This is a genomic window from Acidovorax sp. SUPP3334 (assembly GCF_030159055.1).
In the GTDB taxonomy this organism is placed as follows: domain Bacteria; phylum Pseudomonadota; class Gammaproteobacteria; order Burkholderiales; family Burkholderiaceae_C; genus Paracidovorax.
In genome coordinates this window covers 1-26,572 of sequence record NZ_BQXQ01000040.1, presented here as the reverse complement: position 1 = coordinate 26,572, position 26,572 = coordinate 1, and the positions used below count along the sequence as shown (strand labels likewise).

Here is a 26,572-nt window from a genome sequence, read left to right as displayed (position 1 = left end):
GGGCGAATCGGCCTGGCGAAGGAATGTGCCGCCAAAAGAAAACATGGAGCATGCCCGCTGGCGCCGGCGAGCCACCATGTGGTGGCGCCGCTGGCTCCGGTTCCCCTCTCAGCCCATGGCCAGTTGCCGCCGCCCCTGCTCCTTCGCGGCGTAAAGCGCCGCGTCCGCGCGGGCCATGAGGGCCATGAGGGCTGCCAGGTTCTTCTCTTCTTTGCCCCGCCACAGCGCGGCGCCGGCGCTGTAGTCGATGGCAAAGCCCAGCATGGCGGCGCTTTCGGCCTGCAGGCGCTTGCGCAGGCGCTGGTCGAAGCGCTGCACCGCGCCCTGGCCCGCATGCAGCAGCAGGCTGGCCCGCACCCAGCGTGCGGCGGGGCCCGCTTGCCGGCCCATGATCAGCGGCAGCGCCGCGGAGAGCATGAACAGGTTGGTGGCCGTGATGGCCAGCAGGGTGACGAAATCCAGCCGCATCAATCCCCGGTGGCGGCGTCCACCTTGTCCGTCACTGGAACGCCACCTCGGCGAAGCTGCGCAGCTTGCGGCTGTGCAGCCGGCTCACCCCGCCTTCGCGCAGGATGTCGATGGCGCGCATGCCGATGCGCAAGTGCTGGTCCACCCGCTCGCGATAGAAGTGGTTGGCCATGCCGGGCAGCTTGATCTCGCCGTGCAGGGGCTTGTCGCTCACGCACAGCAGGGTTCCGTAGGGCACGCGAAAGCGAAAGCCGTTGGCGGCGATGGTGGCGCTCTCCATGTCCAGCGCCACGGCGCGGCTCTGGCTGAAGCGGCGCTGGGGCATGTTGTCGGGCAGCAGCTCCCAGTTGCGGTTGTCGGTGCTGGCCACGGTGCCGGTGCGCATGATGCGCTTCAGGTCGGCGTCCTCGATCTGCGTGACGTCGGCCACGGCCTGCTGCAGGGCCATCTGGATCTCGGCCAGCGCGGGAATGGGCACCCACAGGGGCAGCTCTTCATCCAGCACGTGGTCTTCGCGCACGTAGGCATGCGCCAGCACGTAGTCGCCCAGCTGCTGGCTGTTGCGCAGGCCCGCGCAGTGGCCCAGCATCATCCAGGCATGGGGCCGCAGCACGGCGATGTGGTCGGTGATGGTCTTGGCGTTGGACGGCCCCACGCCGATGTTGACCATGGTGGTGCCGCTCTTGTCGGCGCGCATGAGATGGTAGGCCGGCATCTGCGGCAGCCGGGGCGGGGCCACGCCCAGTTCGTCGCCCGGCTGGGCGGGCAGGCCGGTGCGGCGGGTCACGACGTTGCCGGGCTCGATGAAGGCGACGTACTCGCTGTCCGGCTTGGCCATTTCGGCATGGCCCAGGCGCACGAACTCGTCGATGTAGAACTGGTAGTTGGTGAACAGCACGAAGTTCTGGAACCACTCGGGTGCGGTGCCGGTGTAGTGGCGCAGGCGGTGCAGCGAATAGTCCACCCGGGGCGCGGTGAAAAGCGACAGGGGCTGGGCCTCGCCCGGGCGGGGCGCCCAGGTGCCGTTGGCGATGCCGTCGTCCATGGCTTCCAGATCGGGCAGGTCGAACACGTCGCGCATGAGCATGCGGCGCTGTGCGGTCAGCGTGCCCTCGATGTGGTCGTGCTCGGCGAACGAAAAGTGGATGGGGATGGGCTGGCTGCTGATGCCGACTTCCAGCTCGACGTTGTGGCTGTCGCGCAGCAGACGGAACTGCTCGGCGTAGTAGTTGGCGAACAGGTCGGGCCGGGTCAGGGTGGTTTCGTAGCGGCCGGGGCCTTCCACGAAGCCATAGGCCAGATGGGTGGCGGCACGGGCCACGGTGGTGGTCTGCACCCGCACGAAGGGATAGAAGGCCCGCACGTGGCTGGCCGGGGTCTCTCCGGCGACGAAGCGCTGCATGGCTTCGCGCAGGTGCCCGATCTGCTGCTGGTAGATGCGCTGCACCTGGGCCAGCGCATCGGCGGGGTCGGTATGGAGGGAGGGCTCGGTGAAGTCTGGGATCTGGGCCATGGCGCCTATTGTCCACGGGCGCGCGGGTCAGCCGGATGACGGGCCGCTATCTTTTCAGCAGCCACTCGCGCGTCTGGCGCGGGTCCATGGGCGGCGAGATCAGGTAGCCCTGCGCCAGATGGCAGCCCAGGGCGCGCAGCAGGTCGTGCTGGGCGGTGGTTTCCACGCCCTCGGCCACGGTCTGGATCTGCAGGCTGCGGCCCATCTGCACGATGGCGGTGACGATGGCCACGTCGTCCTCGTTGCCGGGCGTGTCGGCCACGAAGGAGCGGTCGATCTTGAGCTTGTCGATCGGGTAGCGCTTGAGGTAGGCCAGCGACGAGTAGCCGGTGCCGAAATCGTCGATGGCCACGCGCACGCCCAGCGCCTTGAGGGCATCGAGCGTGCTGCGCACCTGGTCGGCATCGTGCATGAGCACCGATTCGGTGATCTCGATCTCCAGAAAGCGCGGCGCCAGGCCCGTCTGGTGCAGCACGCTCGCGATCTCGCCAGCCACGTCGCGCTGGCGAAATTCGAGCGCCGACAGGTTGACCGCCACCGGCACCTGCGGCAGTCCTTCGTCATGCCAGGCCCGCGTCTGCCGGCAGGCCTCGAACAGGACCCAGCGGCCGATCGGCGTGATGAGCCCGCGCGCTTCGGCGAAGGCGATGAAGTCGATCGGCCCGACCAGATCGCGCTCGGGATGGCGCCAGCGCACGAGGGCCTCGAAACCCACCAGCATGCCGTCTTCTAGCCGCACCTGGGGCTGGTAGTGCAGCACGAAGGCCCCATGCATGATGGCGTCGCGCAGCAGGCGCTCGTGCTGCAGCACGCCGGCGGACGGTATGTCCATGCCCGGGGCATAGGCCTGCCGGTTGGCGCGGCCGCTGTGCTTGGCCTGCTGCATGGCCGCGTCGGCGCGGCGCACCAGTTCGGTGGCGCTGTCGCCGTCCTCGGGGTACATGCTCACGCCGATGGACACCGACACCGACAGCGGCGTGCCTTCGGCGTGGAACACGGCGCAGACATCGGCCAGCAGCTGGTCGGCCACCGCCAGGGCCGAGGGCCGGTCCGGCGCGTCGCCCAGCACCACGACGAATTCGTCGCCGCCCACGCGCGCCACGATGTCGCCAGGGCGCACGCCCTGCACCAGCCGGCGGGACACCTCGCACAGCAGCATGTCGCCCGCCTGGTGGCCCAGCGAATCGTTCACCGTCTTGAAGTGGTCCAGGTTGATGAACAGCACGGCGGCGGCCTGCGGCAGGCGCCGCGCCGCCTCGATCACCTCGGTGAGCCGCTGCATGAGCGTGCCGCGGTTGGGCAGTTGCGTGAGCGCGTCGTGCGTGGCCAGGAAGGCCACGCGCTCCTGGGCCTGGCGGCGCGCAGAGATGTCGCGCAGCACCGCAATCCGGTAGTCCGCGCCCTTCCAGGGCATGGATTTGCCGACGATCTCCACGGGCACGTGCCGGCCGTCGCGGTGCAGTACCGTGGCTTCGTAGGGGTCTTCACGGCCTTCCCGCACATAGGCCTCGGTGATGGGGCGGAACGCCTCGCTCACGAAGTCGAGCATGCGCCGGCCGCGCACCTCGGCCAGCGTGTAGCCCATCAGCCGCGTGAGCGCCTCGTTGAAATCGGTGACCAGGCCTTCCCGGTGAAAGACGATCGCCTCTTCGGTGGCCTGCGAGAACTTGCGCATGCGCTCTTCGCTCTCGCGCACCGCGCGCTCCGCCTCCCAGTGGTGGGTGATGTCGTTGATCAGGACGAACGCGCCCATCAGGCCGAGCTGGTGGTGCAGGTGGGGGATGAGGTTGACCTCGATCATGCGCGTCGGACCGCCCCGCGACCGCTGCTTGCGCGTGTACTGCACGCGCTGGCCCTGCAGCACCTGCTGCACCTGGGGCTGGATCGAGGCCCAGGCGGCATCGCCGATGGCCTCTTGCACGGTCTTGCCCAGAATGGCCTCGACGGTGTGCCCCGTGGATTCGGCATAGCCCTGGTTGGCGAAAACACAACGCAGCGTGGACGATTCGAAGTACGCGAGCAGCGCCGGGACGGAGTCGGCCAGCAGCCGCAGCAAGGAACTGCTGCAGTGGGGGTCCTGGGGAGGACCGTCCGCTTGGCTTGATGTATCTGGCATGTCCCACCCGCTTGGTATCTCGAAGTTTTATAGCCGATCGGCGCGCCCCTGGCGAGGGTGCAAGCCCTTGGGGACCTTCTGCATGCCCGGCCCCGGGATAATCCGGGGATGACATCTTCCGTTTCCGGCGCTGGCGCCGAGTTCTCCTCCCTGGCGCTGCACCCCGCGACCCTGTCCAACCTGCAGCAGCTGGGCTACACCCGCATGACGCCGATCCAGGCCGCGAGCCTGCCCGTGGCCCTGCTGGGCCGCGACCTGATCGCCCAGGCCAGCACCGGCAGCGGCAAGACGGCCGCCTTCGCGCTGGCGCTGCTGGCCAACCTCAATGCGCGCCGCTTCGCGGTACAGGCCCTGGTGCTGTGTCCCACGCGCGAGCTGGCCGACCAGGTCGCCACCGAGATCCGGCGCCTGGCCCGGGCCCAGGAGAACATCAAGGTGGTCACGCTGTGCGGCGGTGTGCCGCTGCGCGGGCAGATCGCCAGCCTGGAGCACGGCGCGCACATCGTGGTCGGCACGCCCGGCCGGGTGATGGACCACCTGGAGCGCGCCACGCTGGACCTGCAGGCACTCAACACCCTGGTGCTCGACGAGGCCGACCGCATGCTGGACATGGGGTTCTTCGACGACATCGCCAAGGTCGCGCGGCAGTGCCCGGCCGAGCGCCAGACGCTGCTGTTTTCCGCCACGTACCCCGAGGGCATCGAACGCCTGGCGCGCCAGTTCATGAAGGAGCCGCAGCGCATCACCGTGCAGGCCCAGCACGGCTCGGCCAAGATCGCGCAGCGCTGGTACGAGGTGAAAGAGAGCGACCGCCTGCATGCCGTCTCGCAACTGCTGAACCACTTCCGGCCCGAATCGGCCATCGCCTTTTGCAACACCAAGCAGCAGTGCCGCGACCTGGTGGGCGTGCTGCAGGCGCAGGGCTTTCACGCCCTGGCGCTGTACGGCGAGCTGGAGCAGCGCGAGCGCGATCAGGTCCTGGTGCAGTTCGCCAACCGCAGCTGTTCGGTGCTGGTGGCGACCGACGTGGCTGCGCGCGGCCTGGACATCGCGCAGTTGCAGGCGGTGATCAACGTGGACGTGACGCCTGACCCGGAGATCCACGTGCACCGCATCGGCCGCACCGGCCGCGCCGATGCCGAGGGCCTCGCCTTGAGCCTGGCCAGCCTGCCCGAGATGGGCAGCGTGGGCAAGATCGAGCAGTTGCAGGGCCGCGAGTCGGAGTGGCACCCGCTGTCCGAGCTCACCGCCGCCCCCGGCGGGCCGCTGCTGCCGCCCATGGCCACCATCCAGATCATCGGCGGGCGCAAGGAAAAGATCCGCGCTGGCGACGTGCTGGGCGCGCTCACCGGCGAGATGGGCTTCACGCGCGAGCAGGTGGGCAAGATCAACGTGAACGATTTTTCCACCTACGTGGCCGTGGAGCGGGGCATTGCGCAGGACGTGGTGCGGCGCCTGGCGTCCGGCCGGGTCAAGGGCAAGCTGGTGAAGGCGCGGCTGGTGGATGGTGACTGATGAAGGGCGCAGGGTTCGAAGGCAGAATGGCTGCATCGGCGACCGCCTTTTCCTTCCTGCTCCATGCCCCCGCGCAAAACGCCCTCCAGCCCCCAGCCCGCCGGTAACGGCCCGGCCGCGCTAGCGCCTCGCACGCTGCTGTGGGGCTCGGTGGCGGTGGCGCTGGTCACCATCGTGCTCAAGACGCTGGCCTGGCACCTCACGGGGTCGGTGGGGCTGCTGTCGGACGCGCTGGAATCCTTCGTCAATCTGGCGGGCGCGATCTTCGCGCTGGCCATGGTGACGGTCGCGCAGCGGCCTGCGGACGATGACCACCCCTATGGCCACCACAAGGCCGAATATTTCTCTTCCGGGTTCGAAGGCATTCTGATCGTGGGCGCTGCCGTGGCCATCTTCTGGGCGGCGGCGCTCCGGCTGGCTTCGCCGCAGCCGCTGGAGCAGGTCGGCTGGGGGCTGGCGCTGTCGGTGGCCAGCTCGATGCTCAACGGCTGGCTGGCCTGGCTGATGTTCCGATCCGCGCGCGTGCACCGGTCTGTGGCGCTGGAGGGCGATGCACGGCACCTGGTCACCGACGTGTGGACGTCGGCCGGGGTCGTGGTCGGCATCGGCGCGGCCGGTGCGACCGGCTGGCTGTGGCTCGACCCGGTGGTGGCCATGGCCGTGGCGTTGAACATCCTGAAAGAAGGCGCGCACATGGTGTGGCGCGCGTCCCAGGGCCTGATGGACGCGGCGGTCGAACCCGACGCGCAGGCGGCCATCGACGCGGCGCTGCAGACCTTCGCCAAGGGCGAGCCGCAAGTGCGCTTCGATCATCTGGCCACGCGCCAGGCCGGACAGCGCCGCTTCGCCGGCCTTCACATGCACGTGCCCGCCGAGTGGAGCCTGGGCCGCGCCGCCCAACTTCGGGGCGCTGTGGAAGCCGCGCTGATGCGCGCCGTGCCCGGGCTGCGCGTGACCATAGAACTGTTGCCTGTCGGGGTAGAGGCATTTCTGGAAGAACCCGAGGATTCCCCGCCATGATGAGTGTGTTGCAGCGCGTGCGCGAAGCGCGCGTGGAAGTGGACGGCGAGGTCGTGGGCCGCATCGGCCAGGGCCTTCTCGTCTTGGTATGCGCCGAACGCGGCGACACCGAAGCCGAAGCCCACCGGCTGCTGGCCAAGCTGTTGAAGCTGCGCGTGTTCGCCGACGATGCCGGCAAGATGAACCGCAGCGTGCAGGACGTGGGCGGCGGCCTGCTGCTGGTCAGCCAGTTCACGCTGGTGGCCGACACCCGCGGCGGCAACCGGCCCAGCTTCACCGATGCCGCCGCACCGCAGGACGGTCGCCGCCTGTTCGACCATTTCGTGGACCAGGCACGTTTGCAGCACCCCGTCGTGCAGACGGGCCGCTTCGCTGCGGAGATGCAGGTCCACCTGATCAACGACGGGCCGATCACGATCCCGCTGCGCATTCCGCCGCCGGGGTAGGGGGCCTGGGGCGGCGTTGTCCTGGCCGGGCGGTGTGGGCGAGGGGTGCGTCAGCCTCGCCAGAAGAAGGCCGCCGCCATGCCCAGCCCGGTCGCCACGATGCCCGCGCGAAGCCAGGGCGCCGGAATGCGCCGCGCCAGGCGCGCCCCGCCGTAGCCGCCACCATCATGCCCAGCGCCTGGGGCCACAGCACCAGGCCGCCTGCCGCATAGACGGCCACCGCGATGGCGGTGAGCAGGGCGGAAACCACGTTCTTGAGTCCGTTCATGGCGTGCAGCGGCATGGCGCCCAGCAGCCCGAACAGGGCCAGCAGCAAAATGCCCAGCCCGCCGTTGAAGTAGCCGCCGTACACGGCCACGGTCAGAACCCCCGCCACCGCACGGGCCGGGGAGGGCGCGGCGTGCGCGCCAGCGGTCCAGCGGCGCAGGAGCGGCGCCATGGCGAACAGGGCCGTGGCCGCGAGCAGCAGCCAGGGCACGGCGCGGCGCGGCGGAAGGCGGCCTCGGGCGTGACGAGCAGCAGCCCCGCACCCGCGGCGCCGCCCACAAGCGAGAGCGCGACGAGCCACCCCATCGACAGGCCCGGAGGTGCCTGCACGTCTTCCCGGAACCCCCAGGCGCCCGCAGCGTAGCCGGGCAGCAAAGCCACCGTACCGGTGGCATTCGCCATCACGGGCGGCACGCCGGTGAAAAGCCACCGATGGTAGGGGGCTGGCCGCAAGCGACTGGGCGTATGCCGGTCAAAACACCCGCCACCTTTTGCCCTGTGATGCGGTGCGCGTTGGGAGGATGGATGGCGAGAGTGGAGCCCTAGGACCGTGCGGCCGTTGCCCCGGTGGAAAAGGCGGCCAGGCGCCCTGCGGCTCAGTCCGCGTAGGGGTCTTCGAAGCCCAGTTCCTGCAGGATGGCGGTTTCGTACGCCTCCATCTCGTCGGCGTCTTCGGCGCTGGTTTCATGGTCCCAGCCCTGGGCGTGCAGGGTGCCGTGCACCAGCAGGTGGGCATAGTGCGCGCGCAGGTCCCGGTTCTGCTCGCGCGCCTCGCGCTCCACCACGGGGGCGCACAGCACCAGATCGGCCATGACCAGGGGCTCCTGCGCGTAGTCGAAGGTGAGCACGTTGGTGGCGTAGTCCTTCTGGCGGTACTCGCGGTTGAGCGCCTGGCCCTCTTCGGCATCGACGATGCGAACGGTGATCTCGGCGTCACTCGACAGCGCATGGCGAATGAAGCGCGCCGCCGCGTGGCGGGGCAATGCGGCGCGGTGCGCCTGCACCTCAGGAAAGCGTGCGAACTGCAGCGACAGGGTCAGGTGGTTCAAGGTCATTTTGGCCTCTGGCGCATGATTCCCTAGGGAGTAATGCTATCAATTCAGGAGTGACCTGCGCGGCTGCCTGCCGAGCGCTGGGCATCGTAGGCGTCCACGATGCGGGCAATCAGCGGGTGGCGCACCACATCGGCCGTGGTGAACCGGGTGATGGCGATGCCCTTGACGCGCTTGAGCACCCGCTCGGCGTCGATCAAGCCGCTCATCGCGCCCTTGGGCAGGTCGATCTGGCTCACGTCGCCCGTCACCACCGCGCGGGCGCCGAAGCCGATGCGGGTGAGGAACATCTTCATCTGCTCGGGCGTGGTGTTCTGGGCCTCGTCCAGGATGATGAAGGCGTTGTTCAACGTGCGCCCGCGCATGAACGCCAGCGGCGCGATCTCCAGCGCATTGCGCTCGAAGGCCTTCTGCACTTTTTCGTAGCCCATGAGGTCGTAGAGCGCGTCGTACAGCGGGCGCAGGTACGGGTCCACCTTCTGCGTGAGGTCGCCGGGCAGGAATCCCAGGCGCTCGCCGGCCTCGACGGCGGGGCGGGTCAGCACGATGCGCTGCACCGCGTTGCGCTCGAGCGCATCCACCGCGCAGGCGACCGCCAGGTAGGTCTTGCCGGTGCCGGCCGGGCCGATGCCGAAGGTGATGTCGTGGCCGGCGATGTTGTCCAGGTAATTGCTCTGCGTGGGCGTGCGGGCGCGCAGGTCGGCCCGGCGGGTGTTGAGCGTCACCGCGCCGTCACCGGGCGCCTCCAGCATGGAACTGTCGCCGGCCAGCATGAGCTGCAGGTGTTCCTCGGCGATGGGCCGATCTGCCATTTCGTAGAGCGCCTGCAGCAGCTCCATGGCCTGCGTGGCCTTGGCCTTGGGCCCGTCCACCTTGAACTGCTCGTGCCGGTGCGCGATGCTGACCGACAGCGATGTCTCGATGGTGCGCAGGTTGGCATCGGCCGGGCCGCAAAGGTGCGCCAGGCGGTTGTTGTTGTGGGGAGTGAAGGTGTGTCGCAGGATCACGCGGATAATTCCGGTTGGACGGCCGCAACAGCGCGGCGAAGGACATCAATGATAGGCAAACTCACCGGCACGCTGCTGGAAAAAAATCCTCCAGAGGTGCTGCTGGACTGCCACGGCGTCGGCTACGAGGTTCAGGTGCCCATGAGCACCTTCTACAACCTGCCACCCGTGGGCGAACGGGTGGCCCTGCTCACCCAGTTCATCGTGCGCGAAGACGCGCAACTGCTTTATGGCTTCGCCACGGCGACGGAGCGGCAGGCGTTCCGTGAACTCATCAAGATTTCGGGGGTGGGCCCGCGCACCGCGCTGTCCATCCTGAGCGGCATGGGCGTGCCAGACCTCGCCCAGGCCGTGTCTTTGCAGGAAGCGGGGCGCCTGGTGAAGGTGCCCGGCATCGGCAAGAAGACCGCCGAGCGCCTGCTGCTGGAGCTCAAGGGCAAGCTCGGGGCCGACATCGGCGCCCATGCGCATGCCACGAGCGATGCGCAGGCCGACATCCTCCAGGCCCTGCTGGCGCTGGGCTACAACGACAAGGAGGCCGCCGCGGCGCTGAAGGCGCTGCCCCAGGACGTGGGCGTGAGCGACGGGATCAAGCTGGCGCTCAAGGCGCTGGCCAAGTAGGGCAGGGCCCGGCAACCCATTGCCCATGAAGGTGTGAGCCAGAAATTTGCGGAATTCAGGCGTGCCGTGGATCGGTGTGAAACGGCGCGACCCAAAAATCAATCAACAAAAGGAGTTGTGTCTATGGAAAAAAGTCATTGGATGGTTCGAAGCGCCGCGTTGCTGGCGGTCGCCTGCCTGGCGTGCGGCTGCGGCGGAGGCGCAAGCGAAATCGGCGGCAGCCAGAGCGCCGTTGCCGCCGCAGGCAATGGCGAGCCGGCCTCCGAACCGCTGCGGGTCGGATCGGCGGTGCAGCCTGCTCAGGCAGAGGCCCGGAATTTCGGTATCAAGCAGCGGCCTGCGGGCCTGCAGGCAGAGCCGGCCCGGGTGGCCCTGCCGGCCTTGGTGCGCCAGAAATCCATGGTGGTCCAGCCAGGCAGCGCCCGCCAGGTGGGCGATGCCCGTGCGGTGGAGGCCACCGCCACGGCGCAAAGCCTGCAGCGGCTGCTGCGATGGACGCCGACTGCCAGCGGCGGTACGAAGGCCGCGGTGAGCTTTTCTTCCCAGGATGCGCAGGGCCTGCGCCTGGGCCTGCAGGTGCGGCAGATGCCGGCGGAGGCCGTGGTGCGCGTGTACCGCCAGGACCGCCCCGCGTCGGTGTATGAAATCACCGGCCAGGCCATCCTTCAGATCCTCGAACGCAATGTCGCGGCTGGCGATGTCTCCGGCAACGGGCGCACTTGGTGGACTCCGGATGCCGGCGCCAGCGAAGCCACGCTGGAGATCGAGCTGCCTGCAGGCGTGCCTGCCACCCTGCTGGACGTGGCGGTTCCGACGCTCGCACACCTGTTCGAGACCATGTCCCTGCCCCCCGAGGGCGCCCAGGTCGCCAAGGCCGTCGGCGATGCCATCGGCTGCAACCTGGACGCCACCTGCTTCGACGAATACGCGGCCCAGCGCGATGCGGTGGCGCGCATGCTCTTCGTGGACAACGGCAAGGCGTACGTGTGCACCGGCACGCTGCTGAACGACCGCGATGCCACGAGAACGCCGTATTTCCTCAGCGCCAACCACTGCATCGCTTCGCAGACGGTGGCGTCCACCTTGCAGACCGACTGGTTCTTCCGTTCGCAGGCCTGCAACAGCGGCGCGCTGTCGCCGCAGTCCACCGCACGCACTGGGGGCGCGACGCTCCTTCATGCCAGCGCGGACACCGACACCGCCCTGCTGCGGCTGAACGAGGCCCCGCCCGCTGGCGCCGTGTTCGCCGCCTGGGACGCCAGCCCGCAGGCGGAAGGGGCGGCCGTGGTCGGCATCCATCATCCCCGGGGGGATCTGCAGAAGATCAGCACCGGCAGCATCATGGGCACGCTGGCCTGCACCAACGACACGGACGGCTCGATGCTGTGCGACTCCTCGACGGATGCCTCGGCCGGCTATTACGACGTCGGATTCGATCGCGGAACGGTGGAAGACGGCAGCAGCGGCTCGGCCATCTTCCGTGAGGGCCACGTGATCGGCACCCTGTACGGCTTCGCCGCCAGCGCGCAATGCTCCGTGAACGACGTGCGGGTTTACGGCCGATTCGACCTGGCCTATCAGAGGGGTCTCAAGCAATGGCTGTCGCCCCCGGTCAGTGTTGCGCTGGCCTGGCACCCTGCGGCACACCGGTTCTGGAAGCCTTGGAGCGCCGCACAGGCTGGCCATGCGGGTGCTCCGGGCGGTCTTCCTGCCGACAGCGTTTCTCTGGAGAACCATTGGCTGGCCGCCCGGTAACCGCAACCAGTCCGCATGTGATGCCATGGGGCAACGCGGCGGCGACATCACCCGCCGACAGCCATGAGGCTGTGGCACATTTTGCAATTCTGGAGCGGCATGTCAGCCGCTTCGGTCAGATCACAGGAGTGTGGCCATGCAGTTGGTATTGAGGCGAGTTGGATCTCTGGCGGTGTTAGCGGTGGCCTCGGTGCTGGCCGCATGTGGCGGCGGGAGTGGCACCGAGGTGGCGCAGGCCGCTGTGGCGCCTTCGGCGAAAGCACTCGTGTACAGCGTTGAATCGCGCGAGCAGCCGGCGTCTGCGGTGCAGGACGTGGCGCGGCTCAAGGACCGATCCGTGCGCGTGGCCATCGCGCCGGCGCGCATCGCCCTCGGGCCGCTGGACCAGTCCAAGGACGCCGCAGTGGAATCGGGCGGCATCGGCCCGCGCCAGATCGGCACGCCACGCAGCGTGTCCCAGACCTCGACCGCGAGTGCCACCCTGCAGCAATTGCAGTGGACGCCCACGGCGAACGGCGGTCGGATCGCTGCCTTGAGCTTCTCCGCCGATGGTGCCCATGGCATTCGCCTGGGTGTGCTGGTGCGCAAGCTGCCCGGCAGCGCCGTGCTGCGGGTGTACAGCCAGGCCAAGCCATCGGCCGTGTTCGAGATCGCCGGCCAGGAGGTGCTGCAGATTCTCGAGCGCAACCAGACGGCCGGCGATGCCTCCGATGCCGGGCGCACGTGGTGGACGCCTGATACGGGTGGTGACGAAGCCACGCTGGAGATCGAACTGCCGGCCGGCACGCCCGCCAGCGCGATCGACCTCTCGGTGCCTCGCCTGTCGCACATCTATGCCAACCTGTCGCTGCCGACGGCCGACGAGTTCGAGCAAGCCAAGATCAACGAGTCCGACACCTGCAACCTGGATTCGACCTGCTACGACGAATACGCCAGCCAGCGCAACGCCGTGGCCCGGATGATTTTCGTGCGCGATGATGGCAAAGCGTATCTGTGTACCGGCACGCTGCTGAACGACCGCGATGGGACCGGCACGCCGTACTTCATCTCGGCCAACCATTGCATTTCCACCCAGACCGTGGCTTCCACGCTGCGCACCGACTGGTTCTACCGCTCGCCCAGTTGCAACAGCCGCACGCTGTCGTCCAGCACCACGGCCCGCACGGGCGGCGCCACGCTGCTTTATGCGACGGCCAGCAGCGACACGTCTTTCCTGCGCCTGAACGAGGCACCGCCAGCCGGCGCGGTGTTCGCGGCATGGAACGCCAATCCCCAGGCGCTGGGCGGTGCCCTGGTCGGCATCCACCATCCAGCGGGCGACCTGCAGAAGATCAGCTTCGGCAATCTGGCGTCGTTGAGCAATTGCACGTCTCTGAGCGGCACCAATTTCACTTGCAGCGGCACCAGTGGCAACTTCTACCGGGTGACGTGGAGCCAGGGCACGACCGAGGGCGGCAGCAGCGGCTCGGGCATCTTCTCTGGCGGCGCGCTGGTCGGCACGCTCTACGGCGGCAGCGCCGTGTGCACCAACAAGGCATCCTCCGATTTCTACGGCCGTTTCGACGTGGCCTACAACGCGGCCATCAAGGACTGGCTGTCGCCAGCCACCAGCGCCAGCGGCCGCACCGCCGTGTACCGCTTCTTCAACAGCAGCACAGGGTCGCACTTCTTCACGGCCAGCGCAGGCGAGCGCGACTTCGTGATCAACACCTATCCGGCCTTCGCCTACGAAGGCGTCGCTTTCTACGCCTACGGCGGTGCCACCGCCGGCCAGAGCGCCGTGTACCGGTTCTTCAACAAGAGCAACGGCGCGCACTTCTACACCATCGACGCGGGTGAGCGCGACTTCGTGCGCGCGACCTATCCGTCGTTCGAAGACGAAGGTCCGATCTGGTATGCCCAGACCGGCGCCGGCAACGGCTCGACCGCGATCTACCGTTTCTTCAACAAGAGCAATGGCACGCACTTCTACACCATCAGCCAGGGAGAGCGCGACTTCGTGCAGGCCACCTATCCGGTGTACCAATACGAAGGCCCCGTGTACTACGCCTGGACCGCCAACTGATCCGCAACGCATGAGCATCCAGACCGACGACTTCGCACCCGCCCCCGCCAAACGCGTGATCTCCGCCGCGCCGGCCTCCCCGCAGGAGGAGGCGCTGGAGCGTGCGCTGCGCCCCAAGCTGCTGCAGGAGTACGTCGGTCAGGCCAAGGCGCGCGAGCAACTGGAGATCTTCATCGGCGCGGCGCGCAAGCGCGGCGAGGCGCTGGACCATGTGCTGCTGTTCGGGCCACCTGGCCTGGGCAAGACCACGCTCAGCCACATCATCGCGGCCGAACTGGGGGTCAACCTGCGCCAGACCAGCGGCCCGGTGCTGGAAAAGCCCAAGGATCTGGCCGCGTTGCTGACCAACCTTGAGCGCAACGACGTCCTGTTCATCGACGAGATCCACCGCCTCTCGCCCGTGGTGGAGGAAATCCTCTATCCCGCCCTGGAGGACTACCAGATCGACATCATGATCGGCGAGGGGCCGGCGGCGCGCAGCATCAAGCTTGACCTGCAGCCCTTCACCCTGGTGGGCGCGACCACCCGGGCCGGCATGCTGACCAACCCGCTGCGCGACCGCTTCGGCATCGTCGCGCGGCTGGAGTTCTATACCCCCGAAGAACTCGCGCGCATCGTGATGCGCAGCGCCGGGCTGCTCAACACACCGACCGATCCGGAAGGCGGTTTCGAGATCGCACGCCGCTCTCGCGGCACGCCGCGCATCGCCAACCGCCTGCTGCGGCGGGTGCGCGACTACGCCGACGTGAAGGGCACGGGCCAGATCACGCTCGATATCGCCCAGCGCGCGCTCACCATGCTCGATGTGGACCCCCAGGGCTTCGACGTGATGGACCGCAAGCTGCTGGAGGCCGTGATCCACCGCTTCGACGGTGGCCCCGTGGGCCTGGACAACATTGCCGCGAGCATCGGCGAGGAGTCCGGCACCATCGAGGACGTGATCGAGCCCTACCTGATCCAGCAGGGCTACCTGCAGCGGACACCGCGCGGCCGCGTGGCCACGCTGGCGGCCTACCGGCATCTGGGCGTGGCGCCTTCGCGCGATCCCGCCGATCTGTTCGGGGGCCCTCCCTCGGCGGCTTGACCCGCTCCCTTCGGACTTCTCTTTCGGCTGCTCTTGCGGTGGGTCAGCGACCGCCGGACACCCGCGCGGACATCAGTGCGTGGCATTCGAGACGCCCCGTGAATTCTCCCTTGTGGCCCTTCGGGTTCTGGTGTTTACTTCTTTCACCCGGCTTTGCCGCGAGAACATCCAAAGCATCGCTGCCAGGTGCGGGTACCGATCGACAAACCTTTTTTTGGGAGAAGGATACAAATGGATCCGATTGTGGGGCAGATCATTCTTTGGGCCGTGCCATGGGTTCCGCAAGGCTGGGCCTTGTGCAACGGCGCGCTTTTACCAATCAGTCAAAACCCGGCGCTCTTCTCGCTGCTGGGTACCCAGTATGGCGGCGATGGCGTCAACACCTTCGGCTTGCCAGACCTGCGCAGCCGGGTTCCGGTGGGTTCGCAGGACATGACGACCATCGGCGGCACGAGCGGGGCCGCCACAGCGTCCACCACCGCCGTGGGCGCCGCGGTCCTGTCGCTCGCCAACCTGCCGGCCCATACCCATGCAGTGACGGTGGCCACGGGCGGAACGGCTGCAGTGTCCATTCCCGCTGACGACACCACGGGCGACAACAACGTTCCTGGACCGACGTTGATCGCCGGCAAGGGATCGGCGGGCAACAACACCGCCAAGGTGTACAGCTCCAAGTCCGCCACCACGACGCTCAAGCCCTTCGACGCACCTTTGACCCTGCCCGCCATTACCACGCAGCCGGCCGGCAGCGCCACGCCCACGCCTGTGCAGATGACCGTGCCCGTCACGGTCAGCACCCTGCAGCCGGGTCTGACGCTGAACTTCATCATCGCCACCGAAGGCGTCTATCCATCGCGTCCCTGAAGGCGAATGGGCAGGCCGGCCGCTGCCGGTCTGAGGCCATTGCCGACCGGGCGCAGCAAGCGCCTCGGTGGCGATGGCCGATGGGGCCGGATCACCCGGCCTTTCTTTTTGTGGAGCACCGCGCTGGCGCCCGCCGATGCTTCAGGTCAACGCGCCCCGGGCATCCACGCGGATGATCCGCTCCACCACCCCGTGCGCCAGACCACCGCGCACGCCGATCAAAAAATCGTACAGATTCACCGTCGGGTCGCAATGGCCGGGAATGAGCCACAGCATGCGGCCCAGCGAAGGCAGCCGGGCCTTGTTGCCGTCGGCATAGAGAATCCCGTGCTCGTCGCCGCCATTGGCGTAGCGCAGGGCCCGCTCGGGCGGCAGCATCGCCACGATCGGAAGGCCCGAATCGATGGCGTGGCTCTTGTGGCCCGCATCGCACACGGCGTGCGTCTCCTGGCTGGAAATGACCTGCGTCTTGACGAAAAGGGCATGCTCGAACGCGGGCTGTGCGGGCTCGCGCTCGTTGCTGGCGTAGTCGGCATCCATGAATAGGAACGATCCCGCCTGCAACTCGCCGTAGATGCCGCTGGCCGCTTCATGCACCAGCGTGCCCGTGCCTGCGCCGGTGACCAGAGGCACCGGCAGTCCGGCGGCGGCGATCAGGTCGCGCGTGTGGCGTGCGGCCTGTACCACCGCGGCGATGGCCTCCCTGCGTGCCTGTGCGCCCCGCAAGTGCTGCGCGCGGCCATGGTAGGCGTGCAGGCCGGCAAAACGAAGCCGGGCATGGCGCGACACGGCCAGCGCCAGGGCCACGGCCGGCTCGCCGGGCTGCACGCCGCAGCGCCGCTGGCCCACGTCGATTTCCACGAAGACATCGATGCCCGCATCGCTGGCCGTGACCGCCATGGCCTCGGCCAGGCGTTCGATGCCTTCTTCGCTGTCCACGGCCAGAGCCAGGCGCCCACCGCGCAGGCCGAGCTGATGCGCCAGGCGCGCCACGCGCAGCAGCTTGGCGCCGGCGATCACCTGGTTGCTGATGTACAGGTCATTCACGCCACCGGCGGCCAGCGCATCGGCTTCGCTCACCTTCTGCACGCAGGCGCCGGTCGCGCCAGCCTGCTGCATGAGCAATGCGAGTTCGGCGCTTTTGTGCATCTTGGCGTGGGGCCGCCAGCGCACCTGGTGCTTGCGCGCGAAGTCGGCCATGCGCTGGATGTTGCGCTCCATGGCGTCAAGGTCAACGACGAGTGCAGGGGTGTCGATCAGGTCGACGCGCAGCCCGATGCTGGCGCGCAGGGAATCAGGAATGGGCTTCATCGCGCGTGGCGTCGTCCAGGTGCTGTGTGTCGGCCCAGCCGACGAGGGTGAGTCCGTTGTCGGTCCAGAGCAGGCGGTTGATGGCTGCGTTGGTGAGTTGCCATGTGCGTGGGGCCTGCAGTTCCTGGCCCGTGGCGGCCCGGTACAGCACGTCCATCACACCGCCATGGGCCACCAGCACCACCAGTTGGCCCGGGTGGCGCTGTGCCAGCCGGTCGGTGGTCCGCGTGATGCGCTCGCGAAACACGAGCAGCGACTCGCCGCCTTCGGGCACGAAATGGGGATCGCGCTGGCGCCAGCGCCGGGCTTCTTCGGGCAGTTCGTTCTCGATCTCGGCGAAGGTGCGGCCTTGCAGCTGGCCGAAGCTGCGCTCGCGCAACCCGGGCTCTGCGATCAGTGGTGCGCCAGTGGTGTCCGCCACGGCCTGCGCGGTGGCGTGGGCACGCTGCAGATCGCTGGCATAGATGGCGGCCACGGGCTCGCCGGCCAGGGCCTCGCCCACGCGGCGCGCCTGCCACAGGCCAGTGTGGTTCAGCGGAATGTCCAGGTGGCCCTGGATGCGGGTGTCCACGTTCCAGGCGGTCTCTCCGTGGCGGATGGCGATGATGCGGGTGGCTTGCATGGCGAGGGTCAGCGGGCGGGCGGCGCGAAGATGGTGCGCACCTGGCGCGGGCCGGCCGGAGGTTGCGGGAAACCGGTCAGCGCGGCGTCGAACAGAATGCCGAAGATGGCCGGGTCGTTGGTCCACACATCCTCATGCACGGCGGAGGTTTCATACACGATCTTCTGCGAGGCGGCATCGCGCAGCACCAGGCTGGCCTCGCGCCGGTAGAGCGTGGGCGGGCGGTCCATCATCCAGCTGCCGCCCATGCCCCAGCCCCAGCGGCCACCGCGGCCCCCATAGCCGAAACCCAGGCCCCAATGGGGATAGAACGGGTCGCCGTAGTACGGCCAGTCAGCCGGCGTGGCATCGCTGGCCTGGGCGCCGATCTGCAGCACGAGCCTGGCATTGGCATCGTCGCGCTGCAAGCCCACGCGGGCGAGCGATTGCTGGGCCATGGCCTCGATGGGCGCGAACGACGCGGCCTGGGCCTGCTGAGAAGGCAACTGCTCCAGGCGGTAGGTGGGCGGCGAAGGCAGGGCGGCCAGCGTGGAGTAGCTGTGCACCGAACTGTCCACGGTGCGGGTGACGGCGCAGCCGCCCAGCATCAGGGCGGCTGCCGCCAGAGCGACTGAAAAGGCACAGCGCGGGGTCTTCATGGATGTCTCCTGAAAGGGTCCGTCATGGCGAAGGCGGCGCTGCGTGAAGCGATGGGCTTCAGGACAGCTGCACCACCTGCACGCCCGGCAAGCCGGGTGCCGCGGGGAAGTCTTCGCGGTCGAAAGCCTTGTCACCGTTTTCGCTGGCGATGCCCGTCGCCTTCAGACCCTTGAAGTCGTGCAGTGTTCCATCGAGCAGGTGCGAAGGAACGATGTTCTGCAGCGCGTTGAACATGTTTTCCACGCGGCCGGGAAACTTCTTGTCCCACTCGCGCAGCATTTCGCCGACCTGCTTGCGCTGCAGGTTCTCCTGGCTGCCGCACAGGTTGCAGGGAATGATGGGGAAATCGCGGTGCGCAGCCCAGCGTGCGGTGTCCTTTTCGGCCACGTAGGCCAGCGGGCGGATCACCACGTGCCGGCCGTCGTCGCTCACGAGCTTCGGGGGCATGGACTTGAGCTTGCCGCCGAAGAACATGTTGAGCAGCAGCGTCTGCAGGATGTCGTCGCGGTGGTGGCCCAGCGCGATCTTGGTGCAGCCCAGCTCGTCCGCCACGCGGTACAGAATGCCGCGCCGAAGGCGGCTGCACAGGCTGCAGGTGGTCTTGCCCTCGGGAATGAGCCGCTTGACGATGCTGTAGGTGTCTTCGTTCTCGATGTGGAACGGCACCCCTTGCGCCGCCAGGTACTCGGGCAGCACGTGCTCGGGAAAGCCGGGCTGCTTCTGGTCGAGGTTGACGGCCACCAGATCGAAATGGATCGGCGCGCGCGCTTTCAGCTTGAGCAGGATGTCCAGCAGGGCGTAGCTGTCCTTGCCACCCGACATGCACACCATGACCTTGTCGCCCTCTTCGATCATCTGGTAGTCGACGATGGCCTTGCCCACCTCGCGGCACAACCGCTTTTCCAGCTTGTGGGCCTCGCGCTCGATCTTCAGGCGCGCGGCTGGCGCCGCCGCCGTGTCGGGGGCTGAAACGCCTCCGGCCGCGGGCGTGTCCGGCAGTTCGGGAGGTTGGGGGGCCTCGGCGGTCCATCCGCGGGCGGGGTCGTTCATTACGGCGTTCATGGGGGTCACCACTGTCCTGTCTCGCTGCGAATGGCCACTTCGCAGTCGTCAAAAATTTCCAGCTTGGCGATCTTCACGCGCACGCCCAGCACGCCGGGCAGCAGCATGAGCCGCGCGCTGAGTTTGCCGATCAGCGTCTCCAGCAGGTTCACGTGTTCGGCCGTGCATTCGTCGATGATGATCTGGCGCACCTTGCGGTAGTCGAGCACGTGCAGGATGTCGTCGTCGCTCGGGTGCAGGGGCTGCGTGCCCAGGTGCAGTTCGGCATCGACCTGGATCGGCTGCGGCGTGGTCTTCTCGTGCGCGAGGATGCCCAGGTTCGCGTCGAAGCGCAAACCGGTGAGCGTGAGGATCTGGGAGCCTGCGGCGTTGTACATGGGTGTGGGAAGAAAAAGGGGGGCGGACGGGCCAGCGCTCACATCATCGAAAAATCGCGCTCGAACCGCATCAGGTGCTGTCCCCCGTCCACCAGCAGCGTGGTGCCGGTGATCGATCGGTTCTCGAGCGCGAACTTCACGGTGGCGGCCACATCGGCGGCCGTGGAGGAGCGGCCCAGCGGGCTGAGTGCGTGCAGCTGGCGGAATTTTTCGCCCTCCAGCAGATGGCTGGTGAGCGTGAGGCCCGGCGCCACGCCCACCACGCGCACCCGGGGCGCCAGGGCCAGCGACAGCATGGTGCCGGCCGCCTCCAGCGCCGCTTTGGAGAGGGTGTAGCTCAGGAAATCGGGGTTCTGGTTCCAGAGCTTCTGGTCGAGCAGATTGACGACGGCACCCTGCACGCCGTCGCCGGCCCCGCCACTGGCGCCTTCCGCCGCGCGATGCTCCAGGTGCGCGTGCAAACCCTGGGCCAGCAAGATGGGCGCTGCCGTATTGCTGCGCAGATGCTGCTCGAGCGTGGCGAAACCGAAGCTGCCGGCGTCGTCGTGCTCGAACAGCGAGGCGCTGTTGACCACCGCATCCACCGCGCCGAAATGCGCCACCACGCGCGGCAGCAGCGCACGGATGGCGGCCTCGTCCTGAAAGTCGGCATCGAAATGGGCACTGGCGCAGGAAAGACGACGGCATTCTGCTACTGTTTTAATAGCATCCTGCTCGGAATGCCGATAGTGCACCGCCACCTGCCAGCCACCCGCCGCCAGCGCGAGCGCGATGTCGCGGCCCAGGCGCTTGGCGGCGCCGGTCACCAGCACGGTGCGAGGACGGGAGGGGGAGGGCATCGGGGACAATCGGGACCGTGACGACGACAGAACCCCCAAGTTTAACGACCGCCCTGGCGGCCCACATCGGCGAGGCCATTGCCAAGGCCGGCGGCTGGATCGGCTTCGACCGCTTCATGGCCCTGGCTCTGTACACCCCTGGCCTCGGCTACTACGCCAACGACTCCACCAAGTTCGGCCTCTTGCCCGGATCGGGCAGCGACTTCGTGACCGCGCCCGAGCTCAGTCCCCTGTTCGGCCAGACCCTTGCCGTGCAGGTGGGCGAAGCGCTGGCGCAGACCGGCACGCACGAGGTGTGGGAGTTCGGTGCCGGCTCCGGCGCGTTGGCGCTGCAGTTGCTCGGCGCCCTGGGCGACCAGGTGCGGCGCTACACCATCGTGGACCTGTCGGGCAGCCTGCGGGCGCGGCAGCAGGTGCTGCTGGGCGCCCATGCGCACAAGGTGCGGTGGCTGGATGCGCTGCCCGAGCGATTCGAGGGCGTGGTGGTGGGCAACGAAGTGCTGGATGCCATGCCCGTCAAGCTGCTGGCTCGCCACGGCGGACAAGCGGCCGGCGTGTGGCACGAACGCGGCGTGGTGCTGCAGCATGGCGCTTTCGCCTGGGCCGACCGCCCCACCGATCTGCGCCCGCCCATCGAGATCGAAGGCCCTCAGGATTACCTGACCGAGATCCATCCGCAGGGCGAAGGCTTCATCCGCACCCTGGCCGACCGGCTGGAGCGCGGAGCGGCGTTCTTGCTGGACTACGGCTTCGGCGAGGCGGAGTACTACCACCCCCAGCGCCACATGGGCACCGTCATGTGCCACCAGGGGCACCTGGCCGACGGTGACCCGCTGGTGGAGGTGGGTCGCAAGGACATCACCGCCCACGTCAATTTCACCGCCATGGCCCTGGCTGCGCAGGACGCGGGCCTGCAGGTGCTGGGCTACACCACGCAGGCGCACTTTCTCATCAACTGCGGGCTGGCCCAGCGCATGGTGGAGTTGCCGGTGCTCGAACGCGCCACGGCCGCCAAGCTGGTCATGGAGCACGAAATGGGCGAGCTGTTCAAGGTGCTGGCGCTGGGCGCGGGCGAGCCGTGGGAGCCCGTGGGCTTTTCGCAGGGGGACCGGTCTCACCGGTTGTAAGCGATCACGCTTCCCTGAGCCCTGACGAGGGGTTTGAACCAAAGCAGGGGGCGTCCATTCAGCCTTGAGCCGCTCCATGAAACGCCACGTCCGCGTTTCCATGAGTCCGGCGGGCCGGCATGGCCGCTCAGTCGCCAGGGAGCGTGCCGGCCGCAGGCCCTGCGGGAAGGACAGCGGCATCGCTGCGGTCTTTCAACTCGATTCCGGTGAGCCCGATGCGCCGTGCTTCGCTGCACAGCCACCACAGGCGTGCCGCCGCTGCGGCCGGCGCCAGCCCTTCGGGCCGGACGTTGGAGATGCAGTTGCGCTGCGCATCGCTGCAGCCCACTTGCGGGCGCCAGGTGAGGTAGATGCCCAGGCTGTCGGGCGAACTCAGCCCCGGCCGTTCGCCGACCAGGACCGCCACCATGCGTGCGCCCAGCAGCGTGGCCACTTCGTCGCCCAACGCCACACGCGCCTGGGTGGCGATCACGACCGGGCCGATGCGCCAACCCTGAGGGGCCGTGCCGACCACTGCCTGGATCAGGGGCACCGCATTGCGTTCGACCGCGAGGGAAGACAGGCCGTCGGCCACCACCAGCAGCAGGTCGGCACCGACCTGGGCTGTGCCGTCCGGTGCAGCGTTGCGCAGGCGCTCGGCGTCGGCATCGCACAGGCGGCGGCCCAGGTCGGGGCGCAGCAGGTAGGTCGCGCGGTCGGCCGCCGCGCTGGCGACCTGTTGCGTGGTGCAGCCGGCCGCTTGAAGTTGCGCGGCCAGGGCATCGGCGTCGAGCGGCCGGTGCACGGCATCGCGCGCCTGCGCGTGCGCCAGGCCGAAGTCCAGCAGTTCACGCGTGGGGATCGCATGGCCCGCGCGGCCCAGCGCGAGCCGTGCCGCGGTGTGGGCGCGCAGGTCGTCCCACGGGTCCGGGGCGGGGCCAGCGCCCGTGGCGTCGGCGGTGTCGGCGGTGTCAGGGGGATGGGGCATCACGTCGCTCCGATGTGTCGCAGCTGCGCCAGCGCGGGCCGCTGCTGGGCGGCCGGCAGCAAGCGGCCCGCGCCGTCGATCAGGTGCATGCGCTGCAGCCAGGCTTCGAATTCGGGCGCGCGCTTCAGGCCCAGCACCTCGCGCAGGTACAGCGCATCGTGGAACGACGTGCTTTGGTAGTTGAGCATGATGTCGTCGGCGCCCGGCACGCCCATGATGAAGGTCAGGCCCGCCACACCCAGCAGCGTCATCAGCGTGTCCATGTCGTCGGAGTCCGCCTCGGCATGGTTGGTGTAGCAGACGTCGCAACCCAGGGGCACGCCCAGCAGCTTGCCGCAGAAGTGATCCTCCAGGCCTGCCCGGATGATCTGTTTGCCGTCGTACAGGTATTCCGGCCCGATGAAACCGACCACGGTATTGGTGAGCAGCGGCGAGAACGCCCGCGCCACGCCGTATGCCCGCGCCTCGCAGGTCTGCTGGTCCACGCCATGGTGCGCATTGGCCGACAGCGCGCTGCCCTGGCCGGTTTCGAAATACATCACGTTGTCGCCGAGCGTGCCGCGGTGCAGGGACAGCGCGGCCTCGCGCGCCTCGCCCAGCAGCGCGAGGTTCACGCCGAAGCCGGCGTTGGCCTGCTCGGTGCCGGCGATCGACTGGAACACCAGGTCCACGGGCGCGCCCTGTTCGATCATCTGCACGGTGTTGGTCACATGCGTGAGCACGCACGACTGGGTGGGAATCCGCAGCTTGGCGATCACCTCGTCCAGCCGGTGGACCAGCCCGGTGAGCGCCGCGATGCTGTCGGTGGCAGGGTTGATGCCGATGACCGCGTCGCCGGCACCGTAGAGCAGGCCGTCGATCATCGATGCGGCGATGCCCCGCAGGTCGTCGGTAGGGTGGTTGGGTTGCAGCCGGACGGCCAGGTGGCCCGGCAGGCCCAGCGTGTTGCGAAAGCGCGTGACGACCCGGCACTTGCGCGCGACCGCCACCAAATCCTGGTTGCGCATGAGCTTGCTCACGGCGGCCGCCATTTCGGGCGTGAGGCCCGGCGCCACGGCCGCCAGTGCGGCGCTGTCGGCCGCCAGCAGCCAGTCGCGCAACCCGCCCACGGTGAGGTGGGAGACGGGCGAAAAGGCCTCGGCGCCGTGCGTGTCGATGATGAGGCGGGTGACCTCGTCGCTTTCATAAGGCACCAGTGCCTCGTTCAGGAAGCGGTCCAGCGGCACGTCGGCCAGGCACATGCGCGCTGCCATGCGCTCCACCGCCGTGCCCGCGGCAATGCCTGCCAGCACATCGCCCGACCGGGCCGGCGTGGCCTTGGCCATCACGTCGCCCAGGTCGCGGAACTGCCAGCGCTGCCCGCCGGCGGTGTGGTGATAGCGGCGCATGGACATGGGTGAAGCGACCTTTCGTCAGCGGGGCGTCGGGCGGTGAGGGGGCTGCCATCGGCTTGCCGTGCCGGCAGGCCGGGCCGTGTCGCCAAGCCCGCGTGGGTAACGATGGTATCGATCCCGGGCAGCGCTGCAAACGACAACCCTGCGGCTGTCCGGGCTGGTGTCATGGGCGCGGCCTGTGCAAATGCCAACGGCGCAGGCTGGCGCAAATAGATGTTTTCGTAGTTAACAACTGATAAATCATTCGTTCCGATTCGAAGGCGTGCTGAATAGAGTGGCAAATCTTCAGGCCCCACCGGGCCGTTTCAAAGGTTGCTCACCATGTCGGCCGTTCTGTCCCACGCTGTCCCCGCCACCGTTTCCGCCCCCTCGCCCGCACCGGGCACTGCCTTGCCCCAGCGGTTCGACATTCGCCCCGCTCCCGGCGCGGCAGGCCGGCTGGGCGCGGAGGTGATCGGGCTCGATCTGTCCCGGCCCATCGGCGCGAAGGACTTTGCCCGCATCCACCAGGCGCACCTGGATCACCACGTGCTGGTGTTTCGCGACCAGCGCATCACGCCCGGCCAGCACATCGAATTCAGCCGCCGTTTCGGCCCCTTGCAGATCCATGTGTTGAAGAACTTCCAGCTTGCCGGCCACCCCGAGATCCTGATCGTCTCCAACATCAAGGACGAGGACGGCCAGCCCATCGGGCTGGGCGACGCGGGGCACTACTGGCATTCCGACCTGTCGTACAAGGACAAGCCCAGCCTGGGTTCTCTGCTGCACGCGCAGGAGCTGCCGGGCGAGGGGGGCGACACGCTCTTCGCCGACCAGCATGCCGCCTACGACGCGCTGCCCGAAGCGCTCAAAAAAGCCATCGCTCCGCTGTCGGCAGAGCACAGCTACCTCGCCAAGTACGAGGCATTGCGGGCGCGCAGCCCCTGGCGCCCGAAACTCACGCAGGCGCAGATCGACGAAGTGGCGCCTGCCGTGCACCCGGTGGTGCGCACCCATCCGGAGACCGGCCGCAAGGCGCTCTTCGTGAGCGAGCACTTCACCACGCGCATCGTCGGCCTGCCCGAGGACGAAAGCCGGGCCTTGCTGGACGAACTCTTCGCGGCCAGCGTGCGGCCGGAGTTTCTGTACCGCCACCGCTGGCAGCCGCACGATCTGGTGTTCTGGGACAACCGCTCCGTCATGCACCTTGCTGCCGGCACGCCCGACAGCGAGCGTCGCAAGCTCTACCGCACCACCGTTGAGGGCGACGCGCCTTTCTGAGCCGGCCTTTTCCGTTCTTTTTCTCCACCGATCTGCCAAAGGAAATGCCCACGATGTTCCAGCCTTCACGCCGCGGTGCCGTCCGCCGGACTTTCGCCGCATTGGCCGCTGCCGGCCTGGTGGCTTGCGGCATGGCGCTGCCCGGAGCCGCGCATGCGGCCGAGGGCCAGTTGCGCATCGCCCAGCAATTCGGCGTGGTTTACCTGCTGTTGAACGTGGCGCAGGACCAAAAGCTCATCGAAAAGCACGGCAAGGCCGCGGGCATCGACATCAAGGTCGATTACCTCCAGCTGTCGGGCGGCTCTGCGGTGAACGACGCGCTGCTGTCCGGCAACATCGACATCGCAGGGGCGGGCGTGGGCCCGCTGTTCACGCTGTGGGACCGCACCCGGGGCCGCCAGAACGTGAAGGGCGTGGCATCGCTGGGCAACTTTCCGTACTACCTGGTGAGCAACAACCCCAAGGTGAAGTCCATTGCGGACTTCACAGAGCAGGACCGCATCGCGCTGCCGGCCGTGGGTGTTTCGGTGCAGTCGCGCGTGCTGCAGATGGCCTCGGCCAAGCTCTGGGGCGACAAGGAGTTCAACCGCCTGGACAAGCTCCAGGTCGCCCTCCCGCACCCCGACGCCGCGGCCGCCATCATCAAGGGCGGCACCGAGATCACGGGCCACTTCGGCAACCCGCCGTTCCAGGAGCAGGAACTGGCCGGCAACCCCGCCGCGCGCATCGTGCTCAATTCCTACGATGTGCTCGGCGGGCCGTCGTCGGCCACGGTGCTGTACGCCACCGAGAAATTCCGCAACGAGAGTCCCAAGACCTACAAGGCGTTTCTCGACGGGCTGGACGAGGCGGCCAGGTTCATCGCCGCCAACCCCGAGAAAGCGGCCGATACCTACCTGCGCGTGACCGGCGCCAAAACCGACCGCGACCTGCTGCTCAAGATCATCAAGAACCCCGAAGTGCAATTCAAGGTGCGGCCCGAGAACACGCTCGGCATGGGGCAGTTCCTGCACCGCGCAGGGGCCATCAGGAACGCGCCTGCCGCGCTCAAGGATTACTCATAAGTCAGTAACTTAGAGAACACTCTCTTGCGCAGAGCGGCGATCGGTGCTTTCATTGACGGCATGAAAAGAGACGGACGCACCCTGGCCCACAATGTGTTGGAAGAAATGCGCATGCTG

At 68.1% G+C, this 26,572-nt stretch carries 24 protein-coding genes and 1 pseudogene; 11 read left to right on the top strand and 14 right to left on the bottom strand.

What is annotated here, in order from left to right; translation table 11 throughout:
- Positions 1 to 108: 108 nt before the first annotated feature.
- From AVHM3334_RS19210 to AVHM3334_RS19200, 3 genes are read right to left on the bottom strand one after another with little or no spacing between them, the layout of a single operon-like run.
- Complete coding sequence (locus AVHM3334_RS19210) at positions 109 to 468, bottom strand: hypothetical protein (RefSeq protein ID WP_284414998.1); 360 nt, start codon at positions 466 to 468, stop codon at positions 109 to 111.
- Between the two features lie 31 nt (positions 469 to 499).
- Entirely contained in the window at positions 500 to 1,981 is a 1,482-nt protein-coding gene (locus AVHM3334_RS19205) for an AMP nucleosidase (RefSeq protein WP_284414996.1), read from the bottom strand.
- Between the two features lie 46 nt (positions 1,982 to 2,027).
- Complete coding sequence (locus AVHM3334_RS19200) at positions 2,028 to 4,097, bottom strand: putative bifunctional diguanylate cyclase/phosphodiesterase (RefSeq protein WP_284414995.1); 2,070 nt, start codon at positions 4,095 to 4,097, stop codon at positions 2,028 to 2,030.
- A 108-nt stretch (positions 4,098 to 4,205) separates the two neighbouring features.
- Here AVHM3334_RS19200 and dbpA point away from each other — a divergent pair, with 108 nt between their 5' ends.
- The 3 genes from dbpA to dtd all read left to right on the top strand — a co-directional run bounded on the left by dbpA (position 4,206) and on the right by dtd (position 7,078).
- A complete protein-coding gene (dbpA, locus tag AVHM3334_RS19195; protein ID WP_284414993.1) occupies positions 4,206 to 5,612 on the top strand; it encodes an ATP-dependent RNA helicase DbpA in 1,407 nt (468 codons plus the stop codon).
- A 63-nt stretch (positions 5,613 to 5,675) separates the two neighbouring features.
- A complete protein-coding gene (locus AVHM3334_RS19190; protein ID WP_284414991.1) occupies positions 5,676 to 6,632 on the top strand; it encodes a cation diffusion facilitator family transporter in 957 nt (318 codons plus the stop codon).
- The gene (gene dtd, locus AVHM3334_RS19185) at positions 6,629 to 7,078 is read left to right on the top strand and encodes a D-aminoacyl-tRNA deacylase (protein WP_284414989.1); all 450 of its coding nucleotides are present in this window, start codon (positions 6,629 to 6,631) and stop codon (positions 7,076 to 7,078) included. Before AVHM3334_RS19190 ends, dtd begins: the two co-directional genes overlap by 4 nt.
- Before the next feature lie 50 nt (positions 7,079 to 7,128).
- On the opposite strand, the pseudogene AVHM3334_RS19180 reads toward dtd, so the two are convergent.
- From AVHM3334_RS19180 to AVHM3334_RS19170, 3 genes and pseudogenes are all read right to left on the bottom strand, one after another.
- A pseudogene (locus AVHM3334_RS19180) lies at positions 7,129 to 7,771 on the bottom strand (sulfite exporter TauE/SafE family protein); the annotation flags it as partial.
- A 170-nt stretch (positions 7,772 to 7,941) separates the two neighbouring features.
- A complete protein-coding gene (gene ybeY, locus AVHM3334_RS19175; RefSeq protein ID WP_284414987.1) occupies positions 7,942 to 8,400 on the bottom strand; it encodes an rRNA maturation RNase YbeY in 459 nt (152 codons plus the stop codon).
- 44 nt (positions 8,401 to 8,444) lie between these two features.
- Entirely contained in the window at positions 8,445 to 9,404 is a 960-nt protein-coding gene (locus AVHM3334_RS19170) for a PhoH family protein (protein WP_284414986.1), read from the bottom strand.
- A 48-nt stretch (positions 9,405 to 9,452) separates the two neighbouring features.
- Here AVHM3334_RS19170 and ruvA point away from each other — a divergent pair, with 48 nt between their 5' ends.
- The 5 genes from ruvA to AVHM3334_RS19145 all read left to right on the top strand — a co-directional run bounded on the left by ruvA (position 9,453) and on the right by AVHM3334_RS19145 (position 15,793).
- On the top strand, positions 9,453 to 10,025 hold the full coding sequence (ruvA, locus tag AVHM3334_RS19165) for a Holliday junction branch migration protein RuvA (protein WP_284414985.1): 573 nt from the start codon (positions 9,453 to 9,455) through the stop codon (positions 10,023 to 10,025).
- A 123-nt stretch (positions 10,026 to 10,148) separates the two neighbouring features.
- A complete protein-coding gene (locus tag AVHM3334_RS19160) occupies positions 10,149 to 11,780 on the top strand; it encodes a trypsin-like serine peptidase (RefSeq protein ID WP_284414984.1) in 1,632 nt (543 codons plus the stop codon).
- A gap of 136 nt (positions 11,781 to 11,916) precedes the next feature.
- On the top strand, positions 11,917 to 13,845 hold the full coding sequence (locus AVHM3334_RS19155) for a trypsin-like peptidase domain-containing protein (RefSeq protein ID WP_284414982.1): 1,929 nt from the start codon (positions 11,917 to 11,919) through the stop codon (positions 13,843 to 13,845).
- Positions 13,846 to 13,855: 10 nt separating this feature from the next.
- Positions 13,856 to 14,929 carry a Holliday junction branch migration DNA helicase RuvB gene (gene ruvB / locus AVHM3334_RS19150; RefSeq protein ID WP_284414980.1) on the top strand — a complete coding sequence of 358 codons (1,074 nt, stop codon included), beginning with the start codon at positions 13,856 to 13,858 and terminating at the stop codon, positions 14,927 to 14,929.
- Between the two features lie 231 nt (positions 14,930 to 15,160).
- Positions 15,161 to 15,793 carry a phage tail protein gene (locus AVHM3334_RS19145; RefSeq protein ID WP_284414979.1) on the top strand — a complete coding sequence of 211 codons (633 nt, stop codon included), beginning with the start codon at positions 15,161 to 15,163 and terminating at the stop codon, positions 15,791 to 15,793.
- 141 nt (positions 15,794 to 15,934) lie between these two features.
- On the opposite strand, the gene AVHM3334_RS19140 is transcribed toward AVHM3334_RS19145, so the two are convergent.
- From AVHM3334_RS19140 to AVHM3334_RS19115, 6 genes are read right to left on the bottom strand one after another with little or no spacing between them, the layout of a single operon-like run.
- Positions 15,935 to 17,104, bottom strand: a complete 1,170-nt coding sequence (locus AVHM3334_RS19140) for a DSD1 family PLP-dependent enzyme (protein WP_284414977.1) — start codon at positions 17,102 to 17,104, stop codon at positions 15,935 to 15,937.
- Positions 17,088 to 17,726, bottom strand: coding sequence for a histidine phosphatase family protein (locus tag AVHM3334_RS19135; RefSeq protein ID WP_284414975.1), 639 nt, complete (start codon positions 17,724 to 17,726; stop codon positions 17,088 to 17,090). The genes AVHM3334_RS19140 and AVHM3334_RS19135 overlap by 17 nt, the downstream gene beginning before the upstream one ends.
- Positions 17,727 to 17,734: 8 nt before the next feature.
- Positions 17,735 to 18,364 (bottom strand): DUF4136 domain-containing protein, encoded by a 630-nt coding sequence (locus AVHM3334_RS19130; protein WP_284414969.1) that lies wholly within the window; start codon positions 18,362 to 18,364, stop codon positions 17,735 to 17,737.
- Positions 18,365 to 18,422: 58 nt separating this feature from the next.
- The gene (gene ttcA / locus AVHM3334_RS19125; protein WP_502869944.1) at positions 18,423 to 19,427 is read right to left on the bottom strand and encodes a tRNA 2-thiocytidine(32) synthetase TtcA; all 1,005 of its coding nucleotides are present in this window, start codon (positions 19,425 to 19,427) and stop codon (positions 18,423 to 18,425) included.
- A 5-nt stretch (positions 19,428 to 19,432) separates the two neighbouring features.
- Positions 19,433 to 19,804: a dihydroneopterin aldolase gene (locus AVHM3334_RS19120; RefSeq protein WP_284414965.1), complete on the bottom strand. Its 372-nt coding sequence runs from the start codon at positions 19,802 to 19,804 to the stop codon at positions 19,433 to 19,435.
- Between the two features lie 38 nt (positions 19,805 to 19,842).
- Positions 19,843 to 20,643 carry an SDR family oxidoreductase gene (locus tag AVHM3334_RS19115; RefSeq protein ID WP_284414963.1) on the bottom strand — a complete coding sequence of 267 codons (801 nt, stop codon included), beginning with the start codon at positions 20,641 to 20,643 and terminating at the stop codon, positions 19,843 to 19,845.
- 8 nt (positions 20,644 to 20,651) lie between these two features.
- Between AVHM3334_RS19115 and AVHM3334_RS19110 the strand changes: the two genes are divergently transcribed.
- A complete protein-coding gene (locus AVHM3334_RS19110) occupies positions 20,652 to 21,770 on the top strand; it encodes a class I SAM-dependent methyltransferase (RefSeq protein WP_284415019.1) in 1,119 nt (372 codons plus the stop codon).
- Between the two features lie 127 nt (positions 21,771 to 21,897).
- On the opposite strand, the gene eutC is transcribed toward AVHM3334_RS19110, so the two are convergent.
- Together eutC and AVHM3334_RS19100 are read right to left on the bottom strand one after the other, a co-directional pair.
- Positions 21,898 to 22,737, bottom strand: coding sequence for an ethanolamine ammonia-lyase subunit EutC (gene eutC, locus AVHM3334_RS19105; protein WP_284414962.1), 840 nt, complete (start codon positions 22,735 to 22,737; stop codon positions 21,898 to 21,900).
- The gene (locus AVHM3334_RS19100; protein ID WP_284415017.1) at positions 22,737 to 24,125 is read right to left on the bottom strand and encodes an ethanolamine ammonia-lyase subunit EutB; all 1,389 of its coding nucleotides are present in this window, start codon (positions 24,123 to 24,125) and stop codon (positions 22,737 to 22,739) included. Before AVHM3334_RS19100 ends, eutC begins: the two co-directional genes overlap by 1 nt.
- A gap of 327 nt (positions 24,126 to 24,452) precedes the next feature.
- On the opposite strand from AVHM3334_RS19100, the gene AVHM3334_RS19095 reads away from it, so the two are divergent.
- Together AVHM3334_RS19095 and AVHM3334_RS19090 are read left to right on the top strand one after the other, a co-directional pair.
- Complete coding sequence (locus tag AVHM3334_RS19095; protein WP_284414960.1) at positions 24,453 to 25,391, top strand: TauD/TfdA dioxygenase family protein; 939 nt, start codon at positions 24,453 to 24,455, stop codon at positions 25,389 to 25,391.
- A gap of 53 nt (positions 25,392 to 25,444) precedes the next feature.
- A complete protein-coding gene (locus AVHM3334_RS19090) occupies positions 25,445 to 26,455 on the top strand; it encodes an ABC transporter substrate-binding protein (RefSeq protein WP_284414958.1) in 1,011 nt (336 codons plus the stop codon).
- Positions 26,456 to 26,572: the final 117 nt, after the last annotated feature.